At 73.0% G+C, this 22,771-nt stretch carries 19 protein-coding genes and 1 pseudogene; 12 read left to right on the top strand and 8 right to left on the bottom strand.

Annotated elements, in window-relative coordinates; genetic code table 11:
* Positions 1-179: 179 nt before the first annotated feature.
* Positions 180-2,588 carry a hypothetical protein gene (locus ACTYVM_RS22100; protein ID WP_445527582.1) on the top strand — a complete coding sequence of 803 codons (2,409 nt, stop codon included), beginning with the start codon at positions 180-182 and terminating at the stop codon, positions 2,586-2,588.
* Here ACTYVM_RS22100 and ACTYVM_RS22095 read toward each other — a convergent pair.
* Positions 2,558-4,993 carry a right-handed parallel beta-helix repeat-containing protein gene (locus tag ACTYVM_RS22095; RefSeq protein WP_445527581.1) on the bottom strand — a complete coding sequence of 812 codons (2,436 nt, stop codon included), beginning with the start codon at positions 4,991-4,993 and terminating at the stop codon, positions 2,558-2,560. The two genes, ACTYVM_RS22100 and ACTYVM_RS22095, sit on opposite strands and share 31 nt — an antisense overlap.
* Before the next feature lie 233 nt (positions 4,994-5,226).
* Here ACTYVM_RS22095 and ACTYVM_RS22090 point away from each other — a divergent pair, with 233 nt between their 5' ends.
* Entirely contained in the window at positions 5,227-6,444 is a 1,218-nt protein-coding gene (locus ACTYVM_RS22090; protein WP_445527580.1) for an RNA-guided endonuclease InsQ/TnpB family protein, read from the top strand.
* A gap of 52 nt (positions 6,445-6,496) precedes the next feature.
* On the opposite strand, the gene ACTYVM_RS22085 is transcribed toward ACTYVM_RS22090, so the two are convergent.
* From ACTYVM_RS22085 to ACTYVM_RS22075, 3 genes are all read right to left on the bottom strand, one after another.
* Positions 6,497-7,096, bottom strand: a complete 600-nt coding sequence (locus tag ACTYVM_RS22085) for an Rv1733c family protein (RefSeq protein ID WP_445527579.1) — start codon at positions 7,094-7,096, stop codon at positions 6,497-6,499.
* A 178-nt stretch (positions 7,097-7,274) separates the two neighbouring features.
* The gene (locus tag ACTYVM_RS22080; RefSeq protein ID WP_445527578.1) at positions 7,275-8,099 is read right to left on the bottom strand and encodes an MOSC domain-containing protein; all 825 of its coding nucleotides are present in this window, start codon (positions 8,097-8,099) and stop codon (positions 7,275-7,277) included.
* Positions 8,100-8,140: 41 nt separating this feature from the next.
* Positions 8,141-8,620 (bottom strand): DUF6643 family protein, encoded by a 480-nt coding sequence (locus ACTYVM_RS22075; RefSeq protein ID WP_445527577.1) that lies wholly within the window; start codon positions 8,618-8,620, stop codon positions 8,141-8,143.
* A 296-nt stretch (positions 8,621-8,916) separates the two neighbouring features.
* Here ACTYVM_RS22075 and ACTYVM_RS22070 point away from each other — a divergent pair, with 296 nt between their 5' ends.
* Entirely contained in the window at positions 8,917-10,326 is a 1,410-nt protein-coding gene (locus ACTYVM_RS22070) for a TerD family protein (RefSeq protein WP_445527623.1), read from the top strand.
* An 11-nt stretch (positions 10,327-10,337) separates the two neighbouring features.
* On the opposite strand, the gene ACTYVM_RS22065 is transcribed toward ACTYVM_RS22070, so the two are convergent.
* Positions 10,338-11,537 carry a glycosyltransferase gene (locus ACTYVM_RS22065; RefSeq protein WP_445527576.1) on the bottom strand — a complete coding sequence of 400 codons (1,200 nt, stop codon included), beginning with the start codon at positions 11,535-11,537 and terminating at the stop codon, positions 10,338-10,340.
* Positions 11,538-11,576: 39 nt separating this feature from the next.
* Between ACTYVM_RS22065 and ACTYVM_RS22060 the strand changes: the two genes are divergently transcribed.
* The 6 genes from ACTYVM_RS22060 to ACTYVM_RS22035 all read left to right on the top strand — a co-directional run bounded on the left by ACTYVM_RS22060 (position 11,577) and on the right by ACTYVM_RS22035 (position 18,121).
* Entirely contained in the window at positions 11,577-12,362 is a 786-nt protein-coding gene (locus ACTYVM_RS22060; protein ID WP_445527575.1) for a glutamate racemase, read from the top strand.
* A gap of 108 nt (positions 12,363-12,470) precedes the next feature.
* The gene (locus tag ACTYVM_RS22055; RefSeq protein WP_445527574.1) at positions 12,471-13,010 is read left to right on the top strand and encodes a hypothetical protein; all 540 of its coding nucleotides are present in this window, start codon (positions 12,471-12,473) and stop codon (positions 13,008-13,010) included.
* 72 nt (positions 13,011-13,082) lie between these two features.
* Positions 13,083-14,693, top strand: coding sequence for an apolipoprotein N-acyltransferase (lnt, locus tag ACTYVM_RS22050; protein ID WP_445527573.1), 1,611 nt, complete (start codon positions 13,083-13,085; stop codon positions 14,691-14,693).
* A gap of 78 nt (positions 14,694-14,771) precedes the next feature.
* Positions 14,772-15,251, top strand: a complete 480-nt coding sequence (locus tag ACTYVM_RS22045; RefSeq protein WP_445527572.1) for an NUDIX hydrolase — start codon at positions 14,772-14,774, stop codon at positions 15,249-15,251.
* 54 nt (positions 15,252-15,305) lie between these two features.
* Complete coding sequence (locus ACTYVM_RS22040; RefSeq protein ID WP_400029764.1) at positions 15,306-16,100, top strand: 3-hydroxybutyrate dehydrogenase; 795 nt, start codon at positions 15,306-15,308, stop codon at positions 16,098-16,100.
* An 80-nt stretch (positions 16,101-16,180) separates the two neighbouring features.
* Positions 16,181-18,121, top strand: coding sequence for a helix-turn-helix domain-containing protein (locus ACTYVM_RS22035; protein ID WP_445527571.1), 1,941 nt, complete (start codon positions 16,181-16,183; stop codon positions 18,119-18,121).
* Positions 18,122-18,176: 55 nt separating this feature from the next.
* Here the strand turns inward: ACTYVM_RS22035 and ACTYVM_RS22030 are convergent, their stop codons facing one another.
* Positions 18,177-19,559, bottom strand: coding sequence for an MFS transporter (locus ACTYVM_RS22030; RefSeq protein WP_445527570.1), 1,383 nt, complete (start codon positions 19,557-19,559; stop codon positions 18,177-18,179).
* A 130-nt stretch (positions 19,560-19,689) separates the two neighbouring features.
* Between ACTYVM_RS22030 and ACTYVM_RS22025 the strand changes: the two genes are divergently transcribed.
* Both ACTYVM_RS22025 and ACTYVM_RS22020 read left to right on the top strand, forming a co-directional pair.
* Positions 19,690-19,899: a hypothetical protein gene (locus ACTYVM_RS22025; protein WP_445527569.1), complete on the top strand. Its 210-nt coding sequence runs from the start codon at positions 19,690-19,692 to the stop codon at positions 19,897-19,899.
* Between the two features lie 189 nt (positions 19,900-20,088).
* The gene (locus ACTYVM_RS22020; protein ID WP_445527568.1) at positions 20,089-20,664 is read left to right on the top strand and encodes a DUF1990 domain-containing protein; all 576 of its coding nucleotides are present in this window, start codon (positions 20,089-20,091) and stop codon (positions 20,662-20,664) included.
* A gap of 288 nt (positions 20,665-20,952) precedes the next feature.
* Here ACTYVM_RS22020 and ACTYVM_RS22015 read toward each other — a convergent pair whose 3' ends face one another.
* A complete protein-coding gene (locus ACTYVM_RS22015; RefSeq protein WP_445527622.1) occupies positions 20,953-21,474 on the bottom strand; it encodes a GNAT family N-acetyltransferase in 522 nt (173 codons plus the stop codon).
* A 155-nt stretch (positions 21,475-21,629) separates the two neighbouring features.
* Here ACTYVM_RS22015 and ACTYVM_RS22010 point away from each other — a divergent pair.
* A pseudogene (locus ACTYVM_RS22010) lies at positions 21,630-22,113 on the top strand (transposase); the annotation flags it as partial.
* An 8-nt stretch (positions 22,114-22,121) separates the two neighbouring features.
* Here the strand turns inward: ACTYVM_RS22010 and ACTYVM_RS22005 are convergent.
* Positions 22,122-22,493 (bottom strand): GNAT family N-acetyltransferase, encoded by a 372-nt coding sequence (locus ACTYVM_RS22005; RefSeq protein ID WP_445527621.1) that lies wholly within the window; start codon positions 22,491-22,493, stop codon positions 22,122-22,124.
* Positions 22,494-22,771: the final 278 nt, after the last annotated feature.

Genomic DNA, 22,771 nt, shown 5'->3' with positions numbered 1-22,771 from the left:
CCCGACCGACGCGAACATGCCACCTTTGTCCTCCCCGTGCGCGGCTCCGGTCACCCGGATCGGGGAGATTCGGTGACGAGGGGTGTGTCGCGTGCCACGGGAGGCGATCCTGGTGTCCGCTCGCACACGGACCGACACGGACACAGACCGACGGACGCGGTACGGGGGAAGTGCGAACAGTGGAACGTGCGCAGCGGCATCCGCGGACCGCCGGGGCGGACGGCCCCGCCGCACCCGACGAGCCGGCCGAGTGTGCCCTGGAACTCCTGGTCCACGGCGTCGGGGGCACCACGCCCGAGAAGATGCTCGACGCCGCGCGCACGGTGCGGATCACCGGCGACGACACCGCGGCCGTCTTCCGGCGCGCCGAGGACGTCGACGCCGAGGACCGGCCGGAGGAGCAGCGCGGCACGCCGGTGCCCGAGGCGTACGTCTGGTGCAACCTCACGTCGGGCAACGGAGCCCGCGCCCTGTGGCTGTTGCTGCTGCCGTTCATGGTCGTCAACCTCGCCCACTGGATGCGCCCCGGCGCCCCGGGCCGCCCGCGCGCCGTGAGCCTGTACGGACTGCTCGTGCGGCTGGCCGGTCTGACCCTGACGGTGCTGCTCGTCGCCGCGGCCTGCGAGGTCGCCCTCGACCTCACGGCCTGGCAGTGCGCGGGCACGCACGCGTGTGCCGCACGGCACTCCTGGTTGGGCTTCCTGTCGCCCGCGGCAGGCGGCTGGTGGAGCGCCCCCGGCCGCCGCCTCGCCCTGGCCGCCGTGGTGCCGGCCGCGCTCACCGGGCTGCTGTGGTACCTGGCGCACCGCACCTGGAGCGCCTACGAGTCCACACAGCCGATCTCCCGCGACCCGGAGCCCGAGGACGACACCGGCAGTGGATCCCTGAGCCGTCCCGGCTTCTGGTACGGGCGCCGCCTGGTCGCCCGGCTGCGCGCCGCGCACACCGCCGCGGGCCTGCTGACGGTCACCGCCACGATCGCCGTGCCCACGGCGGCCCTCGACCGCGGCCCCGGCGGTTCCCCGGCCCTCGACACGGCGGGCCGGCTCCTGCTCACCGCCCTGCTCGCCTGTTCCGCCGCCGTCGTCTGGGTCGTCTGCCGTCGCGGCCGCACCGAGCACCTGCTCGACCGGCAGCTGGACCGCCATCTCGTGCGGCGGCTGCCGCTCGGCGCCCTCCTGCTGCTCCTGCTCACCGCCGTGTACGCCGGATGGTCGCGCCCTGGCTGGGAGTCGACCGGCCGGCTGGCGGGCGACACCGCCTTCGGCGGCATCACGCTGGGCCAGGGCCTCCTGGTCGTCGCCCTCGCCGCCGTCGCCCACGAGTTGTACCGCACCCGCCCCGACCCCCGGGCCGCGCTGCGGGGCCTGGGCGGACCCGCGGTCGCGATGCTGGCCTGTGCGCTCGGCGGCGTGATGTCCGGCGGGGTCTGCCAGCGCGTGGCCGACTGGCTGGACGGCACCGGCACGTCGATCCCGGGCCCACCGGTCCTGCTCACCTGGCAGGCGTCCGTCATCCCGCCGCTGCTCGCGGTGCTGCTGTTGCTCTGCGGCCGGCTGGCCCGGCGCGCCCGGCGGCTGGCCCGCGCCCAGCGTCCCGCGGTGGAACGCGACCATCCCGGCGAGCCGTCCGACCCGGAGCGCACCCGCCGGATCGCCCGCACCCGGGCGATGGCCACGCTCACCGACGACGGGCCCCTCCTGGTCGGCGCGACCTCGGCCGTCACCCTCCTCCTGGGCGCCGGCGCGCTCGTCGGCGCCCTCGGCACCGACCGGACACCGGCCGGGGCCGCGGCGGGAACCCACCCCGTCCTGCACGGCGCGGCCCAGCTCGCGCAGGCGCTGGGCTCCTGGCTCATCGGACTGGGCTTCATACTCTTCGTCACCTGGGGCCGGCGCGCCTACAAGGACGCCTCCGCCCGGCGCACCATCGGCATCCTGTGGGACGTCGGCACCTTCTGGCCGCGCGCCGCGCACCCCTTCGCCCCGCCCTGCTACGCCGAACGTGCCGTGCCCGACCTCACCTGGCGGATGGCGACCTGGACCCGGGCCACGGGCGGACGGCTTGTGCTGTCGGGGCACTCCCAGGGCAGTGTGCTGGCCGCCGCCGCGGCCTGGCAGCTCACCCCGTCGGTCCGCAAGCGGGTCGCCCTGCTGACCTACGGATCCCCGCTGGAACGGCTCTACGGGCGCTGGTTCCCGGCCCACTTCGGCCCGGCCGCGCTGGGTGCCCTGCACCGGGACGTGGACTGCTGGCGCAACCTGTACCGGCTCACCGACCCCATCGGCGGCCCGGTCCGGCTGCCCGGCGACTGCGGCCCCGAGGTGGACCGTGCCCTGCTCAAGGACCCGCTCGCCTACGGCCGCACCGCGCGCCATCCGCTGCCCGCCCCGATCCTGGGCCACTCCGACTATCAGGCGGACCCGGCCTTCGACGAGGAACGACGGTGGCTGCTGGCCCGGCTGCGCCCGGACCTGCCGGCGCCCCGCCACGGCCGGCCCGGCGTCCCGGCCGGTGAACCGCACACCGGTCCGGAGCCGCCGGGCGGACCCGGTGCTCAGGGCAGCGCGGGCAGGTCCTCGGCGTAGAGCAGCGTCAGATCGTCCGTGCTCGGTTCGGCGAGCTGGGCGACCCGGCCGGCGTGTCGCTCCACCATGGCCTCGAAGGTCTGCCGCGCCGTGCGTCCGTTGCCGAACGCGGGGCCCTTGGGGACCGCGGTGAAGTAGGCCACCAGGGCCTCGGCCGTGTCCGGAGCGAGCCGGTACTCGTTCTCCTCCGCCTGCTGTTCCACGATCCGCAGCAGTTCGTCGGGCCCGTAGTCGCTGAAGGTGATGGTGCGGGAGAAACGGGAGGCCACACCCGGGTTGACGGACAGGAAGCGCTCCATCTCCGCCGTGTAGCCGGCGACGATCACCACCACCGCGTCCCGCTGGTCCTCCATCAGCTTCACCAGCGTGTCGATGGCCTCCTTGCCGAAGTCGCGCCCGGCGTCCTCCGGGGAGAGCGCGTACGCCTCGTCGATGAACAGCACGCCGCCGCGGGCCCGTTCGAACGCCTCCTGGGTGCGGATCGCGGTGGATCCGATGTGCTCGCCGACCAGGTCGACGCGGGACACCTCGACGAGATGACCCTTCTCCAGGACACCGAGGGAGGCCAGGATCTCGCCGTACAGGCGGGCGACCGTGGTCTTGCCGGTACCGGGGGAGCCGGTGAACACCAGATGCCGCTTGACCGAGGCGGCCTTCAGCCCGGCCTGCTGGCGGCGGCGGCCCACCTCGATCATGTCGGTCAGCGCGCGCACCTCCCGCTTGACGCTGTCCAGGCCGACCAGCGTGTCGAGTTCGCCGAGGACGTCCTTCGCGGTCCGCGCGGGCGCCTCCGGCTCAGCGGTCACCAACGGCTCCTGCTCGGTGGTGCGCTGCCCGGGGATCGCGCCCAGCAGGCCCGAGGCCGGGGGCGCGGTCTGCACGGCCGTCTCCCGGGCCACGAGCGGACGCACACCGCCGCTCTCGTCGCTGGTGCAGTCCTCGACCACGGGGCCCGACCCGGTCCCGGCGTCCGGCCCGCCGTCCGCGAACTCGTAACCCCCGCGGGCGCACCGCTCCGTACGGCACTTCCTGAGCGTCGTACGGCAGCCGTCGATCACATGGAAGCCGTAGCCTCCGCTGCCCATCACCCGGCAGTCCAGGAAGCTGCCGCGCCCCCCGGCGGAGACGTAGAAACCGGCCTCGGCGGGGGAGGCGACCGTGCACCGCTCGATGGTGGGGTCGGCGCCCTTGGTGACGATCACTCCGGTCTGGGTGTCGTCCACGGTGCAGTTGTTGAGGGTGCCACCGCTGCCGTGGTCGCGGAACCAGGCGCCCGTGGCCGCGTCCTTGATCCGGCAGTCGTCGAGTTGCGCGGTGGCGCCGTCGCTCACCGACACCGCCGTGTTGCGGACCTGGGACAGGTCGCTGTCCACGACGTCCGCACGGGACCCGCGGTCCAGCACGAACAGCGCGTCGGGCACGTCGTGCACCCGGCAGGAGTCGAGCACCGCGGTGGCGCCGTCGCTGACCCACACCGCGGGGTAGTCGCCGGTGCTGTCGAAGATCTCGCACTGGTTGGCGTCCACGCGCGTGCCCGGATCCCACACCGAAAGGCCGTTGCGCCCGAACTGACGCACCGTCGTCCGCGTCAGCGTCAGCACGGACCGGGAACGCAGGTCCACCGCGTTCTCCGGGATGTCGTGGATACGGCAGTCGGCCAGCGTCAGCACGGCGTCCGTCTCGAGCGTGACCCCGTCCGAGGCGGTGCGGTGCACATCGCAGTCGGTGAGGTGCCCGGTGGCCCGGCCGCTGATCTGGACGCCGCTGCCCCGGACCTCGTAGACCTCGCAACCCACCGCTTCCAGGGCGGAGTTGTCACCGGTCGCCGTCAGACCCACGCCGGAGGTGTGATGGATGCGGCAGTTCTCGAGGCGGGGGTGGGCACCACCGCGGACGGCCACGCCCGACTGCCCGGCCGCGACGACCTCGCACTCCTCGAACACCCCACCGCCGCCGTCGAGCACGGCGATGCCGATGCCTGCCGGGTTGTCGATCGTGCAGCGCCGCACGGTGGGCCGGGCGCCGCCGCGCACCTCGATGCCGGCCGCGGACCGGGTCACGATCCGCACGTCCCTGAGTTCCGGCGCGCCCTCCTCCACCAACAGGGCGGGCGCGGTGGCGTCCTGGCCCTCGACGTGCAGGTCCTGGACGACCGCGGAGGCGCGCACGGTCAGGGGCACGCCCTCCGTGGGGGCGATGCGCACCGAACCGGGGGCGCCCTCGGGTCCGCGCAGGGTCACCGCCCGCTGTACGACGAGGTTCTCCCGGTAGGTGCCCGGGGCGACGGTGAGCACGTCACCGTCGGCCGCGGCCTCCAGGGCGGCGGCGAGCGATGTGTACTCACCCGTGCGGCGCCGCCACCGCGATGTGCCGGTGTGCGTCACCTGGACCGTGCCCTGTGCCATGGCGCTGCTGTGCCCCCACCTCGTCGTACGCGGGTTGGTTGATGCCGAGTGCGTCGGCCGGTCCACCGTAGCGTGCGCGCGGACGCTCGGTTGACCGGATCTCTTGAGCGCAGGCCCCGTTCTTCAGGATGGGGTTAGTTCTTCCTTGGCGTGGAGCCGCGCAGCGGCGGAGTTCTCTGCGTTGTCAGTGGCGGGCGCTATGTTGATCGCACCAGTTGAAGGGGGGTGTTCTCATGCTGTCCGGTCGCCGCTACCTGCTCGACCTCTCGCCTGAACAAGAGGAGATGTGCGAGGAGTTCGGCGGCATCTGCCGGTCGGTGTGGAACACAGCCCTGGAGCAGCGTCGGGCATACCGGCGGCGCGGGGCGTGGATGAACTACGTGCCGCAGTGTACCGAGCTGGCCGATGCCAAGCGTGAGCACCCGTGGTTGAGGGCGGCCCCGTCGCACGCATTGCAGCAGACGCTCAAGGATCTGGACCGGGCCTGCCGGGATCACGGCACGTTCAAGGTGCGGTGGCGGTCGAAGGCGCGTTGGTCGCCATCGTTCCGGTTCCCCGACGCGAAGCAGATCAGCGTGGAGCGGCTGGGACGCAAGTGGGGCCGGGTCAAGCTGCCAAAGCTGGGCTGGGTTCGCTTTCGCTGGTCCCGTCTCCTCGGTGGTGAGATCCGTTGTGCGACCGTGTCCCGCAAGGGCGGCCGGTGGTTTGTGTCGTTCCTCGTGGACGACCAGGCCGCCACTCCCGAGCAGCACGCCATGCCCGGTACCGCCGTGGGTATCGACCGGGGGGTTAAGACCGCCGTCGTCACCTCGGACGGCGACTTCCACGGCCGGCCGTTCATCACGGCTGGCGAGAGCGTCCGGTACCGGCGTCTGCAACAGCGCCTCGCCCGGTCGAAGCGCGGCAGCGCGAACCGGCACAAGACGATCATGGCCATGGGTCGCATCATGTCCCGGGTGTCGGACCGGCGTGGGGACTTCTGCGCGCAGGCCGCTGCGCGGATCGTCGCGAGGAACGCCCTGGTGGTCCTCGAAGACCTGCGGATCAAGAACCTGTCCGCCAGCGCGTCCGGCACCGTGGCCGAGCCCGGCCACAACGTCCGTCAGAAGGCCGGGCTCAACCGGGCCATCTTGGACAAGGGATGGCACCGCCTCGAACTCGCCCTTACCAATGCCGCCCGGTACACGGGCACGCGCGTGGTGAAGGTCAACCCCGCGTACGCGTCGCAGCGGTGCTCCGCCTGCGGCTTCGTCACGGAAGGGAACCGCGAGAGCCAAGCGGTCTTCCGGTGCAAAGCCGCAGGCTGCGGATACCGCGACCATGCCGACGTGAACGCCGCGAAGAACATCAAGGCCGCAGGACATGCGGTCTCAGCCTGTGGAGACCTTGGCACCAGCCGGTCCGTGAAGCAGGAACCCGTAAGCCGGGCGACCGGCCGAACCCCCTCATAGGGCAATCCCCGAGCTTCAACCCGGGGAGGAAGTCAACAGAGCCCAAAGGCCGTCAGCTGCCGGTGCCGGTACGGCCCCAGTCCGGACCCGCGCGGTCCCAGGCCTGGTCCCAGCGCGCGTACCTGCGGCGGACCAGGCGCCAGACGATCAGCCGGCGTATCCCCTCCACCAGGCCCGCGGCCAGCGCGGCCGCGCCGCATCCGGCCAGCACGGCGTGGGTCGTGGCCGTCGTAGAGTCCAGGGGGCGGGTCACCGCGTCGCCGTGCGCGTCCGTCCACAGCGTGAAGTGATCACCGGGGTGGGGGGAGCCCAGGCCCGTCGTGACCGGGCCGTGCCGCCGGGTGCCGTCCGGGGCGGTCCACTGGGCGAGGACACGGCTGCGCAGGTCCCGTGCCGGGGATATCTCCGGGTCGGGATCCAGCCGGCTGAGCCCGCGCACCACCGTGGCCGTCACCGGGTGCCGGGCGTGGAGCTGTTCGCGCACGGACCGCTGAAGGGCGTCCTGCGCCACGGAACCGACGAGGCAGCCGACCACGGGTGCGGCGGCCAGGACGAGCAGCAGCGCCACCAGGGCCACCCAGGCCTCGACGAGGTCGGTCCCGCGACGCAGCGGGTTGTGCCGCCAGCGCCAGAGTCCGCTGATCGCTCCCACCGTTTGCCGCACCCCCCTTCCCCTCCGTGATAACCCCGCCCCGGACCGATTCGCCCTCTTGTCGGCCGAAGAGAGAGGGAAATCACCTCGGGCCGTGAATTCTCACGGACTCCTCACGAAGGTCCAACGACCGTTCCCCGTGCCGGGGTTCCCACCGGCGGCCGGGGGCCGGCGGAGGTCATTCGAGGACGGTGACCGGGTCGCCGAGCCGGATGGCGCCGGTGGACTCGGGCACCAGGTTCTGACCGAAGATCAGTTCGCCGCCGAAGCGGCGGTGGCGGCCGAGGGTGCGCAGCGGCTCCTTGCCGTGGGCGCCGGTGGCCTGGTCGGTGGTGGTCACCACGCACCGTCCGCACATCTTGACCACCCGGAAGGAGACGTCCCCGATCGCGATGCGCGTCCAGTCGTCCTCGGCCCAGGCGGGGGTGCCCGCCACCACCACGTTGGGCCGGAAGCGGTTCATGGGCAGCGGGCCCTCGTCGGCGTGATCCCCCTCGGCGATCAGGGAGTTGAGGGAGGCGAGGGAGGAGAGCGAGGTGAGCAGCAGCGGGAAGGCGTCGGCGAAGCTCACCGTCTCGCCCGGCAGGGCGTAGTCCGGGTCGACAGGCCGCCGTGTGGCGGGGTCGTCGAGGTGGACCAGGCGGACGTCCTCCCCGGCGAGGCCGCTGCACCAGGCGTGGGCCGCCTCGTCCGCCGGGACGGCCTCCACCTTCTCGCCGAAGATGTCCACGGTCACCGTGTCGCCCTGCGGGGGGACGGGCACCACGACCGGGGTGCGCCCGGGCGCGGAAAGGCGGAGGCCGCCGCCGGGCCCGGGCTCGGCGGCGGCCAACGCGAGGTGTGGCTGCTGGCGTTGGGTGACGACCTTTCCCCCGTCGTCGATCAGCGCCCAGCGCCGGTCCCCGGCCAGCCCCCAGGGCTGGACGACGGCTTCCACGAGCGTGACGGCTCGCAGCGCCTTGACCGGATGGATGTGTATCGCGTGCAGTTCCGCGTTCCCCATGACCTCATCCTGCCAGTCGGCACGGACGGCCGGGGAGTGGATCAGTAACCGCGGTACTGCTGGTTCCCGTACGGGTCCGGGTAGGGCCCGGGCGCCGGGGCCGGAGCCGGGCGCGGGGTGGCGGGACGCATGGCCTCGTAGCCCGTGCCGGCCGCCATCGGGCGCGGTGGCTGCGGCTGCTGCTGGCCGGGGTACCCGCGCGGCGCGGAGGCCTGCTGCGGGATGTAGGCCGTGGGCGCCGGCTGCGGGGGGACCGGCTGCGGCGCCTGCGGGTAGCCGTAGGAGTGCTGGGACGGGGCCGCCGGCAGTGCTGGGAGCGCGGAGGGCAGCGCGGGCAGGTGGCTGCCGGTGCTCATGGGGCTGCTCGTGGGCAGGTGGCTGCCCGCGTCGTAGGGCCCTGGAACACGGATGGGGGCGATCTGCGGGGTTCCTCGCTCGGCCACGAGCGAGTCGTAGATCGGGGTGTCCGGGAAGGAGGCGGAGTAGTAGCCGCCGCCATAACTGGAGCGGGGGGAGGTCATGGCCATAAGTAAAGCCCACGATGTGCTGGTTGGGGAGACCGATAAGAAGGTTGTTTTCCGTGTCGGCGGTGACGTGAGGTCCTCAATATGAGCGAACTTGGCCAAAAAGGGGCAGCAGGCGGGGTTTGGATGATGTATAGGCCGACCTCCAGGCCGGGGTTACCGGTGGTCGGCCAGGGTGTTGCGGTGCTTCTCATGGGAGTTCCGCGTCACCGGGCTTAGGTTGGTCGGGTAGTGAGCCGACGGGGACCGCCGGGTCACGGCCGGTCCGACACGTGATGGGGGCGAAGATGTCCATGCCGAAGGGGTCGAACACGCCGGTGCCCGCCGGCGCCCTGCGCGTCGAGGTGGGCTGGCGCGGCGGGCCGGGCGTCCCCGACGCCGACGTCTCGGCGCTGCTGCTGGTGGGCGGAAAGGTCCGTTCCGACGCGGACTTCGTCTTCTACAACCAGCCGGCCCATCCCTCCGGCGCGGTCCGGCACGAGGGCAAGAACACCCTCGGCGGCCAGGTGACCGACACCCTGCTCGTCGACCTCGCGCGGGTGGAGCCCACGGTGGAGAAGGTGGTGCTGGCCGCCTCCGCGGACGGCGGCACCTTCGCCCAGGTGCCCGGCCTCTACATCGAGGTCCGGGACACCGCTCGGGGCACGGTGGCCGCGCGGTTCGACAGCACCGGGGCGAGCGTCGAGACGGCGTTCGTCCTCGGCGAGTTCTACCGCCGCCAGGGCGCCTGGAAGTTCCGGGCCGTGGGCCAGGGCTACGGCAGCGGACTCGCGGGCCTGGCCACGGACTTCGGTATCACCGTGGACGAGCCGCAGCACACGCCGCCGCCCCCGGCACCCGCCCCGCCGCCACCCGGCACGCGGGCACCCGGGATGGCGCCGCCACCCCCCGCGCCGGCACCCTACCCGGCCGCGCCCCCGCCGCCGGTCGGACCGCCGGTTCCCCTGCCGCCGCCGGTCGCACCCCCCGTCACCCCGCAGCGGCCCGGCACACCCGCCTCCCCGTCCGGCGCACCCGCGCCCACCGTGCCCGCGTTCGCCACACCCGCGTCCGCCGCGGCCCCGGTCCGCCTGAGCAAGGTGACGCTCACCAAGGCGGCCCCCTCGGTGTCGCTGACCAAGCAGGGCGGAACCGGGGGCGCCATGCGGGTGAACCTCAACTGGCAGACGCGCAAACAGTTCTCCGGCTGGGGCGGCAAGCGCGGCCGGGCGGTGGCCACCCACAGCGACCTCGACCTCGACCTGTGCGCCCTCTACGAGCTGTCGGACGGCCGCAAGGGCGTCGTCCAGGCCCTCGGCAACGCTTTCGGATCGCTGCACCGGCCGCCGTACATCCACCTCGACGGCGACGACCGCACCGGCGCCGTCACCGACGGCGAGAACCTCACCATCAACCTCGACCACCGCGGCGACTTCCGCCGCATCCTCGTCTTCGTGACCATCTACGAAGGCGCCCGCTCCTTCGCCGACCTGCACGCCACGGTCACCCTCCAGCCGCAGCACGGCGCCCCCGTCGACTTCTCCCTCGACGAGTGCACGGTGCCCTCGACGGTGTGCGCACTCGCCCTGATCAGCAACATCGGCGGCGATCTCGTGGTCCAGCGGGAGGCCCGCTACCTGGTGCCCGAACGCGGAGTGAGCCCGCAGCGCACCATCGACCGCGCCTACGGCTGGGGCATGAACTGGACCCCGGGCCGCAAGTGAACCGCCCCCGCTCACCCCTCGTCGGGCAGGGCGTCCGGACGCGCGTACGTGCGGCCCTTCCAGGCCGCACCGCGGCCCCGGTAGTGCTGCACCGCCGAGTCGACCGTCATCAGCAGATAGAGGAACGCGGTGAACGGCAGCAGGGGAGCGAGCCACAAGGGCTGCCGGTAGTAACGCAGCATCGGCACGTACGTCGCCGTCATCACCAGCCAGGCCGCACCGCCGACGAGCGCCGCCACCGCGTCGCCCGCCGCCAGGCCGGCGGCAAGCGCCACCGGCGGCACCAGGTACACCAGCGTCAGCCCGGCGACCGTGCCGAGCAGCAGCAACGGGTTGTGGCGCAGCTGCGCGTAGGCGCTGCGCGAGACCATCCGCCACAGGTCCCGCAGCCGCGGATAGGGGCGCACGCTGTCCACCCGCTCCGCGAGCCCCAGCCAGACGCGGCCGCCGCCGGCCTTGACGGCCCGGGCGAGCGCCACGTCGTCGATCACCGCCTGCCGGATCGCGTCCGGGATCCGCACCCGTTCGGCGGCCTCGGCGCGCAGCAGCACGCAGCCGCCCGCGGCCGCCGCCGTCCGCGTCCCCGGGCGGCCGATCCGGCGGAAGGGGTACAGCTGCGCGAAGAAGTAGACGAAGGCCGGCACGACGAGCCGCTCCCACAGGCTCCGCACGCGCAGCCGCGCCATCTGCGAGACGACGTCGAAGCCCCCGGTGCGCGCCGCCGCCACCAGCAGGCGCAGGCTGTCCGGGGCATGGGCGATGTCGGCGTCCGTCAGCAGCAGGTAGGCGGGGCCACGCGCGCGTGCCAGGCCGATGCCGTGCCGCACGGCCCACAGCTTGCCCGTCCAGCCGGCGGGCGGCTCACCCGGTGAGGCCACGGTCAGCGGCAGTCCGCCGTGCCGCCGCGCCAGTTCGCGGGCCAGCTCCCCGGTGCCGTCGCGGCTGCCGTCGTCGACCAGGACGACCTCCGCCCGCCCCGGATAGTCCTGGGCGAGCAGCGAGGGAAGGCTCTCCGGCAGGACGGCGGCCTCGTCCCGCGCGGGAACGACGACGCACACCGACGGCCAGTCGTCCGTTGCCGGATCCGCGCGGGGCGGAAGTCTGACGTCCGTACGCCAGAAGAAGCCCTGGCCGAGCAGCAGCCACAGCCAGGCGGCGAGTGATCCGACGGCACTCCACTCGATCACGCTCACCCGCGCAGTCTGCCCCACCCGGACGGCCGGTACGAGGGGATCGACTATCGTGGCCGGGTGAAGATCGCGCTCATGGACTCCGGAATCGGGCTGCTGGCGGCCGCGGCCGCGGTACGGCGGCTGCGCCCCGACGCGGAACTCGTGCTCTCCCTGGACCCCGCGGGCATGCCGTGGGGCGCGCGCACGCCGGAGAACCTGACCGAGCGCGCCCTGGCCGTCGCCGAGGCCGCTGCCGCGCACCGCCCGGACGCCCTGATCGTCGGCTGCAACACCGCGACCGTGCACGCGCTCACCGCCCTGCGCGCCGCCCTGGAACCGGGTCTGCCGGTCATCGGCACGGTGCCGGCGATCAAACCGGCCGCGGCCGGCGGCGGGCCCGTCGCCATCTGGGCGACGCCCGCCACCACCGGCAGCCTCTACCAGCGGAACCTCATTCGCGACTTCGCCGACGGCGTACCCGTCACCGAGGTGCCCTGCTGGGGCCTCGCCGAGGCCGTGGAGCACGCGGACGAGTCGGCGATCGACGAGGCCGTCGCCGCGGCCGCCGCGCTCACCCCCGCGGAGGTGACGACCGTCGTCCTGGGCTGCACCCACTACGAACTGGTCGCCGACCGCATCCGGGTCGCGGTCCGGCGACCGGACGGCCCGCCGCCGGCCCTGCACGGCTCGGCGGGCGCCGTCGTCGCCCAGGCGCTGCGCCGGATCGGCGCCCGGCCCGAACCGGAGGCCGAGGCCGAGGGCAGCGTGACCGTGCTGCTGAACGGCCGGGAGGGCGACCTGCCCCTGCCGGCCCTGACCTACGCGGAGGGCCGTCTCCTCCAGCAGATCGCCCCGGCCCGCTGAGGTCGGGCCGACCGCCGGACGAGTCCCGTCCGAGTGCGGCGGCCCGGTCCCGTCACCCTGTGCGACACAACGCTACCCGCGCGGCGAAACCTGAGTAACCTCGTGGGTATGAGGGACCACCCCCACCCCGAGAACACTCCCCATCCCGAGGTGTGGACCGGACGGGCCACCAACCGGATGCAATGGGTGCTGGCACTCGTCGGCGCCGCCTGCATGGCGCTGGGCGTCGAGCTGGCCGTCGACTCCGCCTGGACCTCCGGCGTCGCCCCGCTGGTGATGTCGGTCGTCGGGTGCATCGCGGCCGGGCTGCTGGTTCTCTTCGGCACCCTCGCCTTCGTGCACGTCGCCGTGCGGGTCGACCACGAGTGCCTGGAGGTGCGCTGCGGGCACATCGGCCTGCCGCGCCGCCGCATCCCGCTCGCCCATGTCGCGGGCGCCGAGTTCGCCCCCCATGTCACCCCGCGCCACTGGGGCGGCTGGGGCTACCGGTGGCGACCCGAGAAGGGCACCGCGGTCGTCGTCCGGCGCGGCGAGGGCCTCGTGCTGCGCCTGTGGGACGGCCATACGTTCACGATCACCATCGACAACGCCGAGACGGCGGTGCACGTGATCAGGGCCCGCCTCCACCCGTCGGCCCCTCGGCCATGACCGGCCTGACCAGCCGTGGAGGACGACCGGCCTGATCGGTCCGTCGCGGATGACCGGCCGTACACTCCCGGAATGACCGTCACCGCAACTTCCGTCGACGAGTCGGACCGGCTCGACCCGCGGGCCGCCCCCGCGCCCTGGAGGGCGAGGCTCCTCCGGCTCCTGCCCGCCGCCGCGGCGGCCCTGTCGGGCTTCCTTCTCTACCTCAGCTTCCCCCCGCGCCCCCTGTGGTGGCTGGCCCTGCCCGCCTTCGCGGTCTTCGGCGGGGTGCTGCGCGGCCGCACCTGGAAGGCGGGCCTCGGCCTCGGCTACCTCTTCGGCCTCGGCTTCCTGCTGCCGCTGCTGGTGTGGACGGGAGTCGAGGTCGGCCCCGGTCCGTGGCTGGCGCTCGTCGCCGTGGAGGCGGTCTTCGTCGCACTGGTGGGCGCGGGTGTCGCGGCGGTGTCCCGACTGCCCGTCTGGCCGCTGTGGGCGGCCGCCGTGTGGATCGCCGGCGAAGCGGTACGCGCACGCGTGCCGTTCCACGGCTTCCCCTGGGGCAAGATCGCCTTCGGGCAGGCCGACGGGGTGTTCCTGCCGCTGGCCGCGGTGGGCGGCACCCCGGTGCTGGGCTTCGCAGTCGTCCTGTGCGGCTTCGGCCTGTGCGAGGCCGTGCGCCTGGCAGTGCGGGGGCGGCGCCGGGGAGCGGTACGGCGTCCGGCCGCGGCCGCGGCCCTGCTGAGCGTCGCCGTACCGGTGGTGGGCGCGGTGGCCGCGCGGCCCCTGGTCAGCGACAAGGCCGAGAACGGCACCGCGACCGTCGCCCTCGTCCAGGGCAACGTGCCCCGGGCGGGCCTGGAGTTCAACGCCCAGCGGCGTGCGGTCCTCGACTACCACGCGCGCGAGACGGAGCGGCTGGCCCAGGCGGTGAAGGCGGGCAAGGCAGCCAAGCCGGACTTCGTGCTCTGGCCGGAAAACTCCTCCGACATCGACCCCTTCGTCAACCCCGACGCGCGGGCCGTGATCGACATGGCCGTCAGGGCGGTCGGGGTGCCGGTGTCCGTCGGCGGCGTCGTGGAGCGGCACGGCGCACTGTTCAACGAGCAGATCCTGTGGGACCCGGTCCAGGGGCCCACCCAGACGTACGACAAACGGCAGATCCAGCCGTTCGGCGAGTACCTTCCGCTGCGCTCGCTGCTCGGAGCGGTCAACAAGAACTGGACGTCGATGGTCCGGCAGGACTTCAGCCGCGGCGACAAGCCGGGCGTGTTCACCATCGACGGCACGAAGGTGGGCCTGGCCACCTGCTACGAGGCGGCCTTCGACTGGGCCGTGCGCGACACGGTCACCGCCGGCGCGCAGATGATCTCCGTACCGAGCAACAACGCGACCTTCGACCGCAGCGAGATGACCTACCAGCAGCTCGCCATGTCCCGGATCCGCGCCGTCGAGCACAGCCGTACCGTCACCGTCCCGGTGACCAGCGGCGTCAGCGCGATCATCATGCCCGACGGGCGGATCACGCAGAAGACCGGCATGTTCGTGCCCGGCTACCTGGTCCAGAAGGTGCCGCTGCGCTCCTCCGAGACGCCCGCCACCCGGCTGGGCACCCTGCCGGAGGCCGCCCTGGTACTGGTCGCGGCCGGCGGCCTGGGCTGGGCCGTCGGCGCCGGACTGCGCGGGCGGCGCGCCCGGGGCGTGTGACCGTACGCCGGACGTGCGCCCCGCGGATGCCTCGCGGCATGCCGTGGTCCCGGGTGCCCGCCCGCTAGGGTCGGCTCCATGGCCACTCCCGACTTCATCCGTACGATCAGGGCCTCGGCCGGCACCCAGCTGCTGTGGCTGCCCGGGGTCACCGCCATCGTCTTCGACGACGACGGCAGAGTGCTGCTGGGGCGCCGCTCCGACACCGGCAGGTGGTCGGTGATCGGCGGCATCCCGGACCCGGGCGAGCAGCCGGCCGCCTGCGCCGTACGGGAGGTCCACGAGGAGACCGCGGTGCACTGCGTCCCCGAGCGGGTGGTCCTCGTCCAGGCGCTGAAACCGGTCACCTACGGCAACGGCGACATCTGCCAGTACATGGACATCACCTTCCGCTGCCGTGCGGTGGGCGGCGAGGCGCGGGTCAACGACGACGAGTCGCTGGAGGTGGGCTGGTTCGCGGTGGACGCGCTGCCCAAACTGGACGAGTTCGGCCTGTTCCGGATCAAGCAAGCCATGTCCGACGCACCCACGTGGTTCAACCCCACGGAATTGAACTGAAGTATGGGCCGTGCCCATATGTGGCGCGGCGGGCGGCCTGCCTAGGGTCACCCCATGACCTCGCCGCTTCCCGCTCCGCACACTCCCTCGCTCGACCTCGGCGGCCGCATCGCCCTCGTCACCGGCGCCGCCGGCGGCATCGGCCGCGCCTGCGCGCTGCGGCTGGCCGCCGCCGGAGCCAGGGTCAGAGCCGTCGACCGGGACGCGTCGGGACTGGACGCGCTCGCCGAACGGGCGGGCGCGCTGGCCGACTCCCTCGAACTCCTGGCGCTCGACCTCACCGACCTCGACGCCGCCGAGCGGGCGGCCGCCGGCACCGACGTGCTCGTCAACAACGCCGGGCTGCAACTGGTGCGCCCCATCGAGGAGTTCCCACCCGAGGTCTTCCACACCGTGCTCACCGTGATGCTGGAGGCGCCCTTCCGGCTCGTCCGCGGCGCCCTGCCGCACATGTACGGGCAGCGCTGGGGCCGGATCGTCAACATCTCCTCGGTGCACGGGCTGAGGGCCTCCGCCTACAAGTCGGCCTACGTGGCCGCCAAGCACGGCCTGGAGGGACTGTCCAAGACCACCGCCCTCGAAGGCGCCCCGCACGGCGTCACCTCCAACTGCGTCAACCCCGGCTACGTGCGCACGCCCCTGGTCGAGACGCAGCTCACCGACCAGGCGCGGGCCCACGGCATCTCCGAGGAGCGCGTGCTGTCCGAGGTGCTGCTCAAGGACAGCGCGGTCAAACGGCTGCTCGAACCGGAGGAGGTCGCTGAGGCCGTGGCATACCTGTGCGGCCCGCAGGCCTCCTTCGTCACCGGCACCTCGCTGGTCCTGGACGGCGGCTGGACCGCGCACTGACCGACCACCCCGGTCCCCCTCCGCATCCGGGTTTTCCACAGGCTCCACGAGAGGACCGGCCGATGGGCGATCCTGTGGGCATGTCCAGCGATCACGTGCAGTCCACCCGGCGCCCCGCCGCCAGGACTCCGGCCGGTAGCGCCGAAACCCCCTTTCTCGAACTGCTGGCCCGGGGCGCGCCCACCGCCGCCTACGAACAGCCGGTGCTGCTCGCCCGCGCCGAGGGCCGGCCGGCCGAGTCGATCGACGCGCTCGAACAAGCCAGACTGCTCGCCCTGCGCGTCCGCGCGGAACTGGAGGGCCGGCGGCGCCGCGAGGCGGAGCTGTCGGCGCTGTTCGAGACCGCCCACGACCTGGCCGGCCTGCGCGACGTGGACGCGGTGCTCCAGGCCATCGTGCAGCGCGCCCGCTCGCTGCTCGGCACGGACGTGGCCTACCTCACCCTCAACGACCCCGCCCGCGGCGACACCTACATGCGCGTCACCGCGGGCTCGGTGGCCGCCCGCTTCCAGCAACTGCGCCTGGGCATGGGGGAGGGGCTGGGCGGACTCGTCGCGCAGACGGCCCGCCCCTACGTCACCGACGACTACTTCAAGGACGCCCGCTTCCAGCACACCGGAACCATCGACGCGGGCGTGCAGGACGAGGGCCTGGTCGCGATCCTCGGCGTGCCGCTCATGCTCGGACCGCAGGTGATCGGCGTCCTGTTCGCGGCCGACCGGCGGGCCCGCGTCTTCGAACGGGAGCAGATAGCCCTCCTCGGCTCCTTCGCCGCCCTCGCCGCGGCGGCCATCGACAGCGCCAACCTGCTCACCGAGACCCGCTCGGCACTCGCCGGCCTGGAGCGGGCCAACGAGATCATCCGCGACCGCAGCGGCGTCATCGAGCGCGCCTCCGACGTCCACGACCGGCTCGCCGAACTCGTCCTGCGCGGCGGCCAAGTGCACGACGTGGCCGCCGCCGTATCCCAGGTGCTCGACGGCACCGTCGAGTTCACCGAGGCCACCGCCGCACCCGCCGACGCCCTGGAGGCCTCCCGGGCCGAGGGACACGCGGTGCCGCACGGCCCGGACTGGATCGCCGCCGTCGCCGCGGGCGGTGAACTGCTCGGCGCGCTCGTGCTGCGCGGCCACCCCGGCCTCGACCCCGTCGACCAGCGCACGCTGGAGCGGGCCGCGATGGTCACCTCACTCCTCCTGCTCGCCAGACGGTCCGCCGCCGAGGCCGAACAGCGCGTCCGCGGCGAACTGCTCGACGACCTTCTGGACGCCCGCGACCGCGACCCCCGCCTGCTGCGCGAGCGCGCCGTCAGACTGCACGCGGACCTCGACGCCACGCACGTCGTGCTCGCCGCCCGCCTCGACACCCCGTCCGCCGACGCCGAGCAGGAGGCCGCCGCCCGCCACCGCCTGTGGTCCGCGGCCTTCCACCTGGCCGCCACCCGGCACGGCCTGGCAGCCGCCCGCGACGGCGGCACGGTCCTGCTGCTGCCGCTGCGCCGCGGGGACAGCGCGACCCAACTGGCCCGCCGCACCGCCCGTCACCTCGGCACCGCGGTGCGCGAGGCGGTCACCGTGGGCGCCTCCGCCCCCGTCGAGAACCTGGCCGCCCACCCCGAAACCGTCGCCGCCGCCTACGAGGAGGCGCGGCGCTGCCTCGACGCCCTGCGGCTCCTGGGCCGCACGGGCGACGGCGCCGCTGGCCAGGACTTCGGCTTCCTCGGCCTGCTCCTTGCCGGTGACCGGGACATCGCCGGCTTCGTCGACCGCACCGTCGGCCCGGTCGTGGCCTACGACGAGCGGCGCGGCACGGAGCTGATACGCACCCTGGAGGCGTACTTCGCCTGCGGCACGAGCCCGGCCCGCACCAAGGACGCACTGCACGTCCATGTGAACACCGTCGCCCAGCGCTTGGAGCGCGTGGGCCGGCTGCTCGGGCAGGACTGGCAGACCCCGGCCCGCGCCCTGGAGATCCAACTGGCCCTGCGCCTGCACCGCTTGTCGGCACCGGCGCAGAGCTGACCCCCGTACGCGAGCGGACGCACGGGGGCCGGCCGGACCAGGGGGCGGGCTGGCGTCAGATGGTGCGCGTGCCGGCGGCGCGGGCGGACGTGGTGTCGGCGCCCGCGGAGGCGTCGACGTCGGCGAGGTCGCGGTGCCGGGTCTCCTTGGCCACTCCCACGGCGATCAGCGTCAGCACGGCCGCCGCGATCACGTACAGGGCGATCGGGGTGGAGCTGCCGTAGTCGGCCAGCAGCGCGGTCGCGATCAGCGGGGCGGGCGCGCCGGCGGCGACGGAGGCGAACTGGGCGCCGATGGAGGCGCCGGAGTAGCGCATCCGGGTCGCGAACATCTCGGCGAAGAAGGCCGCCTGCGGGGCGTACATGGCCCCGTGCAGCACCAGGCCCACGGTCACCGCGAGGACGAGCGGGCCGAAGCCGCCGGTGTCGATGAGCCAGAAGAACGGGAACATCCACAGGCCGACCCCGGCGGCGCCCAGCAGGTACACCGGGCGGCGCCCGACCCGGTCCGACAGGGCACCCCAGGCCGGGATCACCGCGAAGTGCACCGCGGACGCGATCAGCACGGCGTTCAGCGCGGTCTGCTTGGAGACGCCGGCGGAGGTGGTGGCGTAGACGAGGATGAACGCGGTGATCACGTAGTAGCTGATGTTCTCCGCCATCCGCGCCCCCATCGCCACCAGCACATCACGCCAGTGATGCCGCAGCACGGACACCAGCGGCGCCTTCTCGGTCCGGTCCTGCGCCGCCCTACGGGTCTCGGCCTGCGCCAACGCCTGCTGGAACACGGGCGATTCATCGACGGAGAGCCGAATCCACAGACCGACGACGACGAGTACACCGGAGAGCAGGAACGGAATGCGCCATCCCCAGGTCCCGAAGGCGCTGTCGGAGAGCACCGCGGTCAGCAGCGACAGCACACCGGTGGCGAGCAACTGCCCCGCGGGCGCGCCGGTCTGCGGCCAGGAGGCCCAGAACCCGCGCCGCCGGGCGTCGCCGTGCTCGGACACCAGCAGCACGGCCCCGCCCCACTCACCGCCCAGCGCGAACCCCTGGACCAGACGCAGCACGGTGAGCAGCACCGGTGCCGCCGAGCCCACCGTCGCGTGGGTGGGCAACAACCCGATCGCGAAGGTGGCCCCGCCCATCATGAGCAGGCTCAGAACGAGCAGCTTCTTGCGTCCCAGCCGGTCACCGTAGTGCCCGAACACCAGCGCGCCCAGCGGTCGCGCCGCGAACCCGACCGCATAGGTCAGGAACGACAGCAGCGTCCCCACCAGCGGATCCGAGTCCGGGAAGAACAGCTTGTTGAACACGAGCGCGGCGGCCGAGCCGTAGAGGAAGAAGTCGTACCACTCGATGGTGGTGCCGATGAGGCTCGCGGCGACGATGCGGGGGAGGTTCGCCGGGGGTGGGGGAGAGGTGGTCGGGGAGGCCATGTGCGCCACTTCCTCGTCTGCCGTGGGGACGGGTACGTGTCGGCACACGGTAGGAACATGCAGGTCAGGCGCACATGTGGCGAGCCAACATAGTCTGGCGGCTGGCTATGCGTGCGGCCACCATGGCCGGGTGAAGCTTCGGTCCAGGCCGCCGTGGAGCACGATCGTCGCCGACGAGGGGCGAGGAATCAGCCGCTGCAGGAGGATCCAGCCCCGTGATACCGCCCATCTACCCCGACCCCTCGAGTCGTTCCAGGAGAAGGACTCCGCTGGGTTCTACATCATCGCCGCAGCCATCATCGAGCTCGACGTGACCGAGTCGGCGCGAGAGGCGACATGATTGCCAAGAAGTCAAACCCGGCCCGGTTCATCAAGGAGGGGCGGGACGCCGTCCGCGAGGGGGAGTGAAGCGCGCGCACGGCCAAGGAGCGGGGCCTCGGCGAGTACCGGGGCCCCGCCTCTTTCCCATGGTCCAGCACCAGGGTCACGTTAGGCTCATGGCCCGTCGACCCTTCCGAACAGGAATGCCATGCCCAACAGCCGTACGAGACGCGGCCCGTCGTCGGGTGAACTCACTTACGGGCAGGCCGGTGCGACCCGGCCCGCCGAAGAGCCCTGGCCGGTGGGGATCACAGGTCTGCGCCCCTACGCCCGCACCGTCGTCATCGGGCGCGGGGACACCGACTGGCACGCTGCGGCGGACGCGGTGCTGCGCTGGGGCGTCAAGCGGCGCAGTGGCTTCACAGTGACGGGCCGCGACGGTGCCGGGGGCCGGGTCGTCGAGGGGGCCGAGTACCGCATCACCGCGGCGTTCGGTCCGTTTGCGGTGCGGGAGCCCGTCCGGGTCGTCGCCGTCGTCGACACCCCGGACCGCTGCGGCTTCGCCTACGGCACCCTGCCCGGTCATCCCGTGAGCGGCGAGGAGGCCTTCGTCGTCCACCGGTCCCCCGACGGCACGGTCGCACTGACGATCCGCTCCCTGACCCGTGCCGCCCCGCACGGGCCGTGGCGCCTGGTGTTCCCGGTGCTGCTGGTCGCGCAGCGGTTCTTCCGGCGGCGTTATCTGCGCGCCCTGCTGCCTGCTCGTCGAGCGGGCGTGCGGTGACCCGTCGCCCCGCGGAGTGCGGGCGACGGGCCGCCGTCAGCAGCACCCGACCCACGAGGACCCGAAGCTAGTGCCGCGACAGGCAACGTTTGCCCCGTCGCGACGCCCGGCACTCCCCCAAGCTCTTCGAGCAGGGGGGACCCCCACTCGCCGCACCGGCCGAAAGCCCTAGTACATCCAGTACGAGGACTTCCGGCCGGCACACCCCCAAGCTCTTCGAGCAGGGGGGACCCCCAGAGCACGCACCGGACGCCGCTCCTTGACGGGCAAACGTTGCCCGCCGCGGCACTAGGAGTGGGGGTCGGTATTCGCCGTCGTGTCAGTCCAGGCGATCTCGAAGTACCTGACGCGTTCATCTTGTCCGGCCGGCCGCATGCCCGCTGCCATCATGACGTGCTGGGACGCGATGTTGTCGTGGTCGGCGTCGCCTTTCACGCAGGTGACACCGCGTGCCCGCGCGAACAGCAGCAGTCCGCGGAGGGCTTCGGAGGCGTATCCCTTGCCTCGCGCTGACGGGATGAGGCCGTAGCCGATCGTGACGCTGCCGTTCTCGTCCGCAGGTCCGTGGAAGCCCAGGCCGCCGATCGCCCGACCGTCCTCACGGCGACGGATCTCATAGTTGCCGAACGGCTGGGGATCACCGGTGTTCGCGCAGGTGCGCAGGAAGCGACTGGCGGCGGACACGTCCCCATCGGTGGGGTACCCGGGCGCCCATCGGGCACCGCTGTGCGGCTCGCCCGCCACCACTTCCTCAGCCTCGCTGACGGTCATCGGATGAAGCACGAGCCGCGCTGTCACAAGATCGCCCATGGCAGGGAGGAGTATCACGCGGGGTGGCCAGAACGCACTTGGATTATCCGACCGGGCAGCGCCCCACCTCCGGTTGATGATCACAGGTACGGAAGAATCGCGATATGGGCGGTGGGGATGGGCTGTTCGAGGTCGAGCCGGTGGAAAGGCAGCAGCTGGTGCGCCTGCTGATCTACGGCTACACCACCGGGGGGCGCTCCTCTCGGGCGATCGAGCGCAGGTGCGCCGACGACATCGCGTTCCGGTTCCTGGCCGCTGACCAGGCCTCAGACTTCCGCTCGATCTCGCGGTTCCGCCGCCGCCACCAGTCGCTGCACCTCGCGCAGAAGCTCGGCATGGTCAAGAGGGGCCGCGTTGCCCTGGACGGCACCAAGCTCGAAGCGAACGCCTCCAAGCACAAGGCGACGAGCTACGGCCGCCTGGTCGTCAAGGAGGAGCGGATCGAGGCCGAGATCGCCGCTCTGGAGGCCCAGGCCGCCGCCCTGCTCGCAGACGCCGGGGCCGCCGACACCACCGAGGGCGGGGCCTTCCGTATCGACGGCAAGGACACCGATCTGCCCGCCGAGCCGGCCCGCCGCGAGAAGCGCCTGGCCAGGTCGCAGGCCGCCCGCGCGCCGATCGAGTCCGAAGCCGCCGACGAGCGAGTCCTACCGGTCGGAGGGAACCACCGGCCCCCGGGCGATCAGGACGTCGGCTTCGTGGCGCCAGCCGAGGGAGGAGTAGAGGCGCTGGCCTTCCTCGCTGGCGATGAGAAGACCGGTACGGGCGCCCTGGGCCACGGCGGCCTCCGCCAGAGCGCTCATCATGGCGCGGCCCAGGCCGCGTCGCCGGTGCGCCGCGTCCGTCTCGATGCGATCGGCGACCGCATCAGCACCGACCACGGCGATGGTGCCACGCGCCGCCACCTCTCCGGAGGAGTCACGGAGGGAGACGACCGTGACTGGTCCCTCCGTGCGGACCTCGCGCTTGTACGGCGCGGCCGGCGCGTACTGCGGGTGCTCGGCCAGATCGGTCGTCATGAACCACTCGGACCGGTGGAGCAACTCCAGTCCGGCGGCGCGGACGACGGCTTCGACGGTGCCGGGGCGCAGCGTAGGTACCGTGAGCCAGGTGATCTGCCTCGCGGCGGCGACGGCTGCCGCCAGCCGTGCCAGGGACGCGGGCTCCTCGTCCGCACGCAGCGCGAACACCTCGACCTCGCGGCCGGGTTGGTCGCACTTGGACCGCAGGCCGTCCCCGGCGGACTCGACCGGCTCGGCCTCGGGCAGGTGGCGAGCCACGGTCCAGCCGTTCAGCC

This window comes from Streptomyces cyslabdanicus (assembly GCF_052663305.1).
Note: the sequence above shows the minus strand (reverse complement) of the source record. Positions and strands in the feature narration are given on the sequence as shown.

What these genes read in the sequence shown, in the direction of transcription:
- ACTYVM_RS22095 (WP_445527581.1), bottom strand. Translation starts at nt 4,993, where the DNA reads ATGGCACAGGGCACGGTCCAGGTGACGCACACCGGCACATCGCGGTGG.
- ACTYVM_RS22090 (WP_445527580.1), top strand. Translation starts at nt 5,227, where the DNA reads ATGCTGTCCGGTCGCCGCTACCTGCTCGACCTCTCGCCTGAACAAGAG.
- ACTYVM_RS22080 (WP_445527578.1), bottom strand. Translation starts at nt 8,099, where the DNA reads ATGGGGAACGCGGAACTGCACGCGATACACATCCATCCGGTCAAGGCG.
- ACTYVM_RS22075 (WP_445527577.1), bottom strand. Translation starts at nt 8,620, where the DNA reads ATGACCTCCCCCCGCTCCAGTTATGGCGGCGGCTACTACTCCGCCTCC.
- ACTYVM_RS22070 (WP_445527623.1), top strand. Translation starts at nt 8,917, where the DNA reads ATGCCGAAGGGGTCGAACACGCCGGTGCCCGCCGGCGCCCTGCGCGTC.
- ACTYVM_RS22055 (WP_445527574.1), top strand. Translation starts at nt 12,471, where the DNA reads ATGAGGGACCACCCCCACCCCGAGAACACTCCCCATCCCGAGGTGTGG.
- lnt (WP_445527573.1), top strand. Translation starts at nt 13,083, where the DNA reads ATGACCGTCACCGCAACTTCCGTCGACGAGTCGGACCGGCTCGACCCG.
- ACTYVM_RS22045 (WP_445527572.1), top strand. Translation starts at nt 14,772, where the DNA reads ATGGCCACTCCCGACTTCATCCGTACGATCAGGGCCTCGGCCGGCACC.
- ACTYVM_RS22040 (WP_400029764.1), top strand. Translation starts at nt 15,306, where the DNA reads ATGACCTCGCCGCTTCCCGCTCCGCACACTCCCTCGCTCGACCTCGGC.
- ACTYVM_RS22035 (WP_445527571.1), top strand. Translation starts at nt 16,181, where the DNA reads ATGTCCAGCGATCACGTGCAGTCCACCCGGCGCCCCGCCGCCAGGACT.
- ACTYVM_RS22030 (WP_445527570.1), bottom strand. Translation starts at nt 19,559, where the DNA reads ATGGCCTCCCCGACCACCTCTCCCCCACCCCCGGCGAACCTCCCCCGC.
- ACTYVM_RS22020 (WP_445527568.1), top strand. Translation starts at nt 20,089, where the DNA reads ATGCCCAACAGCCGTACGAGACGCGGCCCGTCGTCGGGTGAACTCACT.
- ACTYVM_RS22015 (WP_445527622.1), bottom strand. Translation starts at nt 21,474, where the DNA reads ATGGGCGATCTTGTGACAGCGCGGCTCGTGCTTCATCCGATGACCGTC.
- ACTYVM_RS22005 (WP_445527621.1), bottom strand. Translation starts at nt 22,493, where the DNA reads ATGACGACCGATCTGGCCGAGCACCCGCAGTACGCGCCGGCCGCGCCG.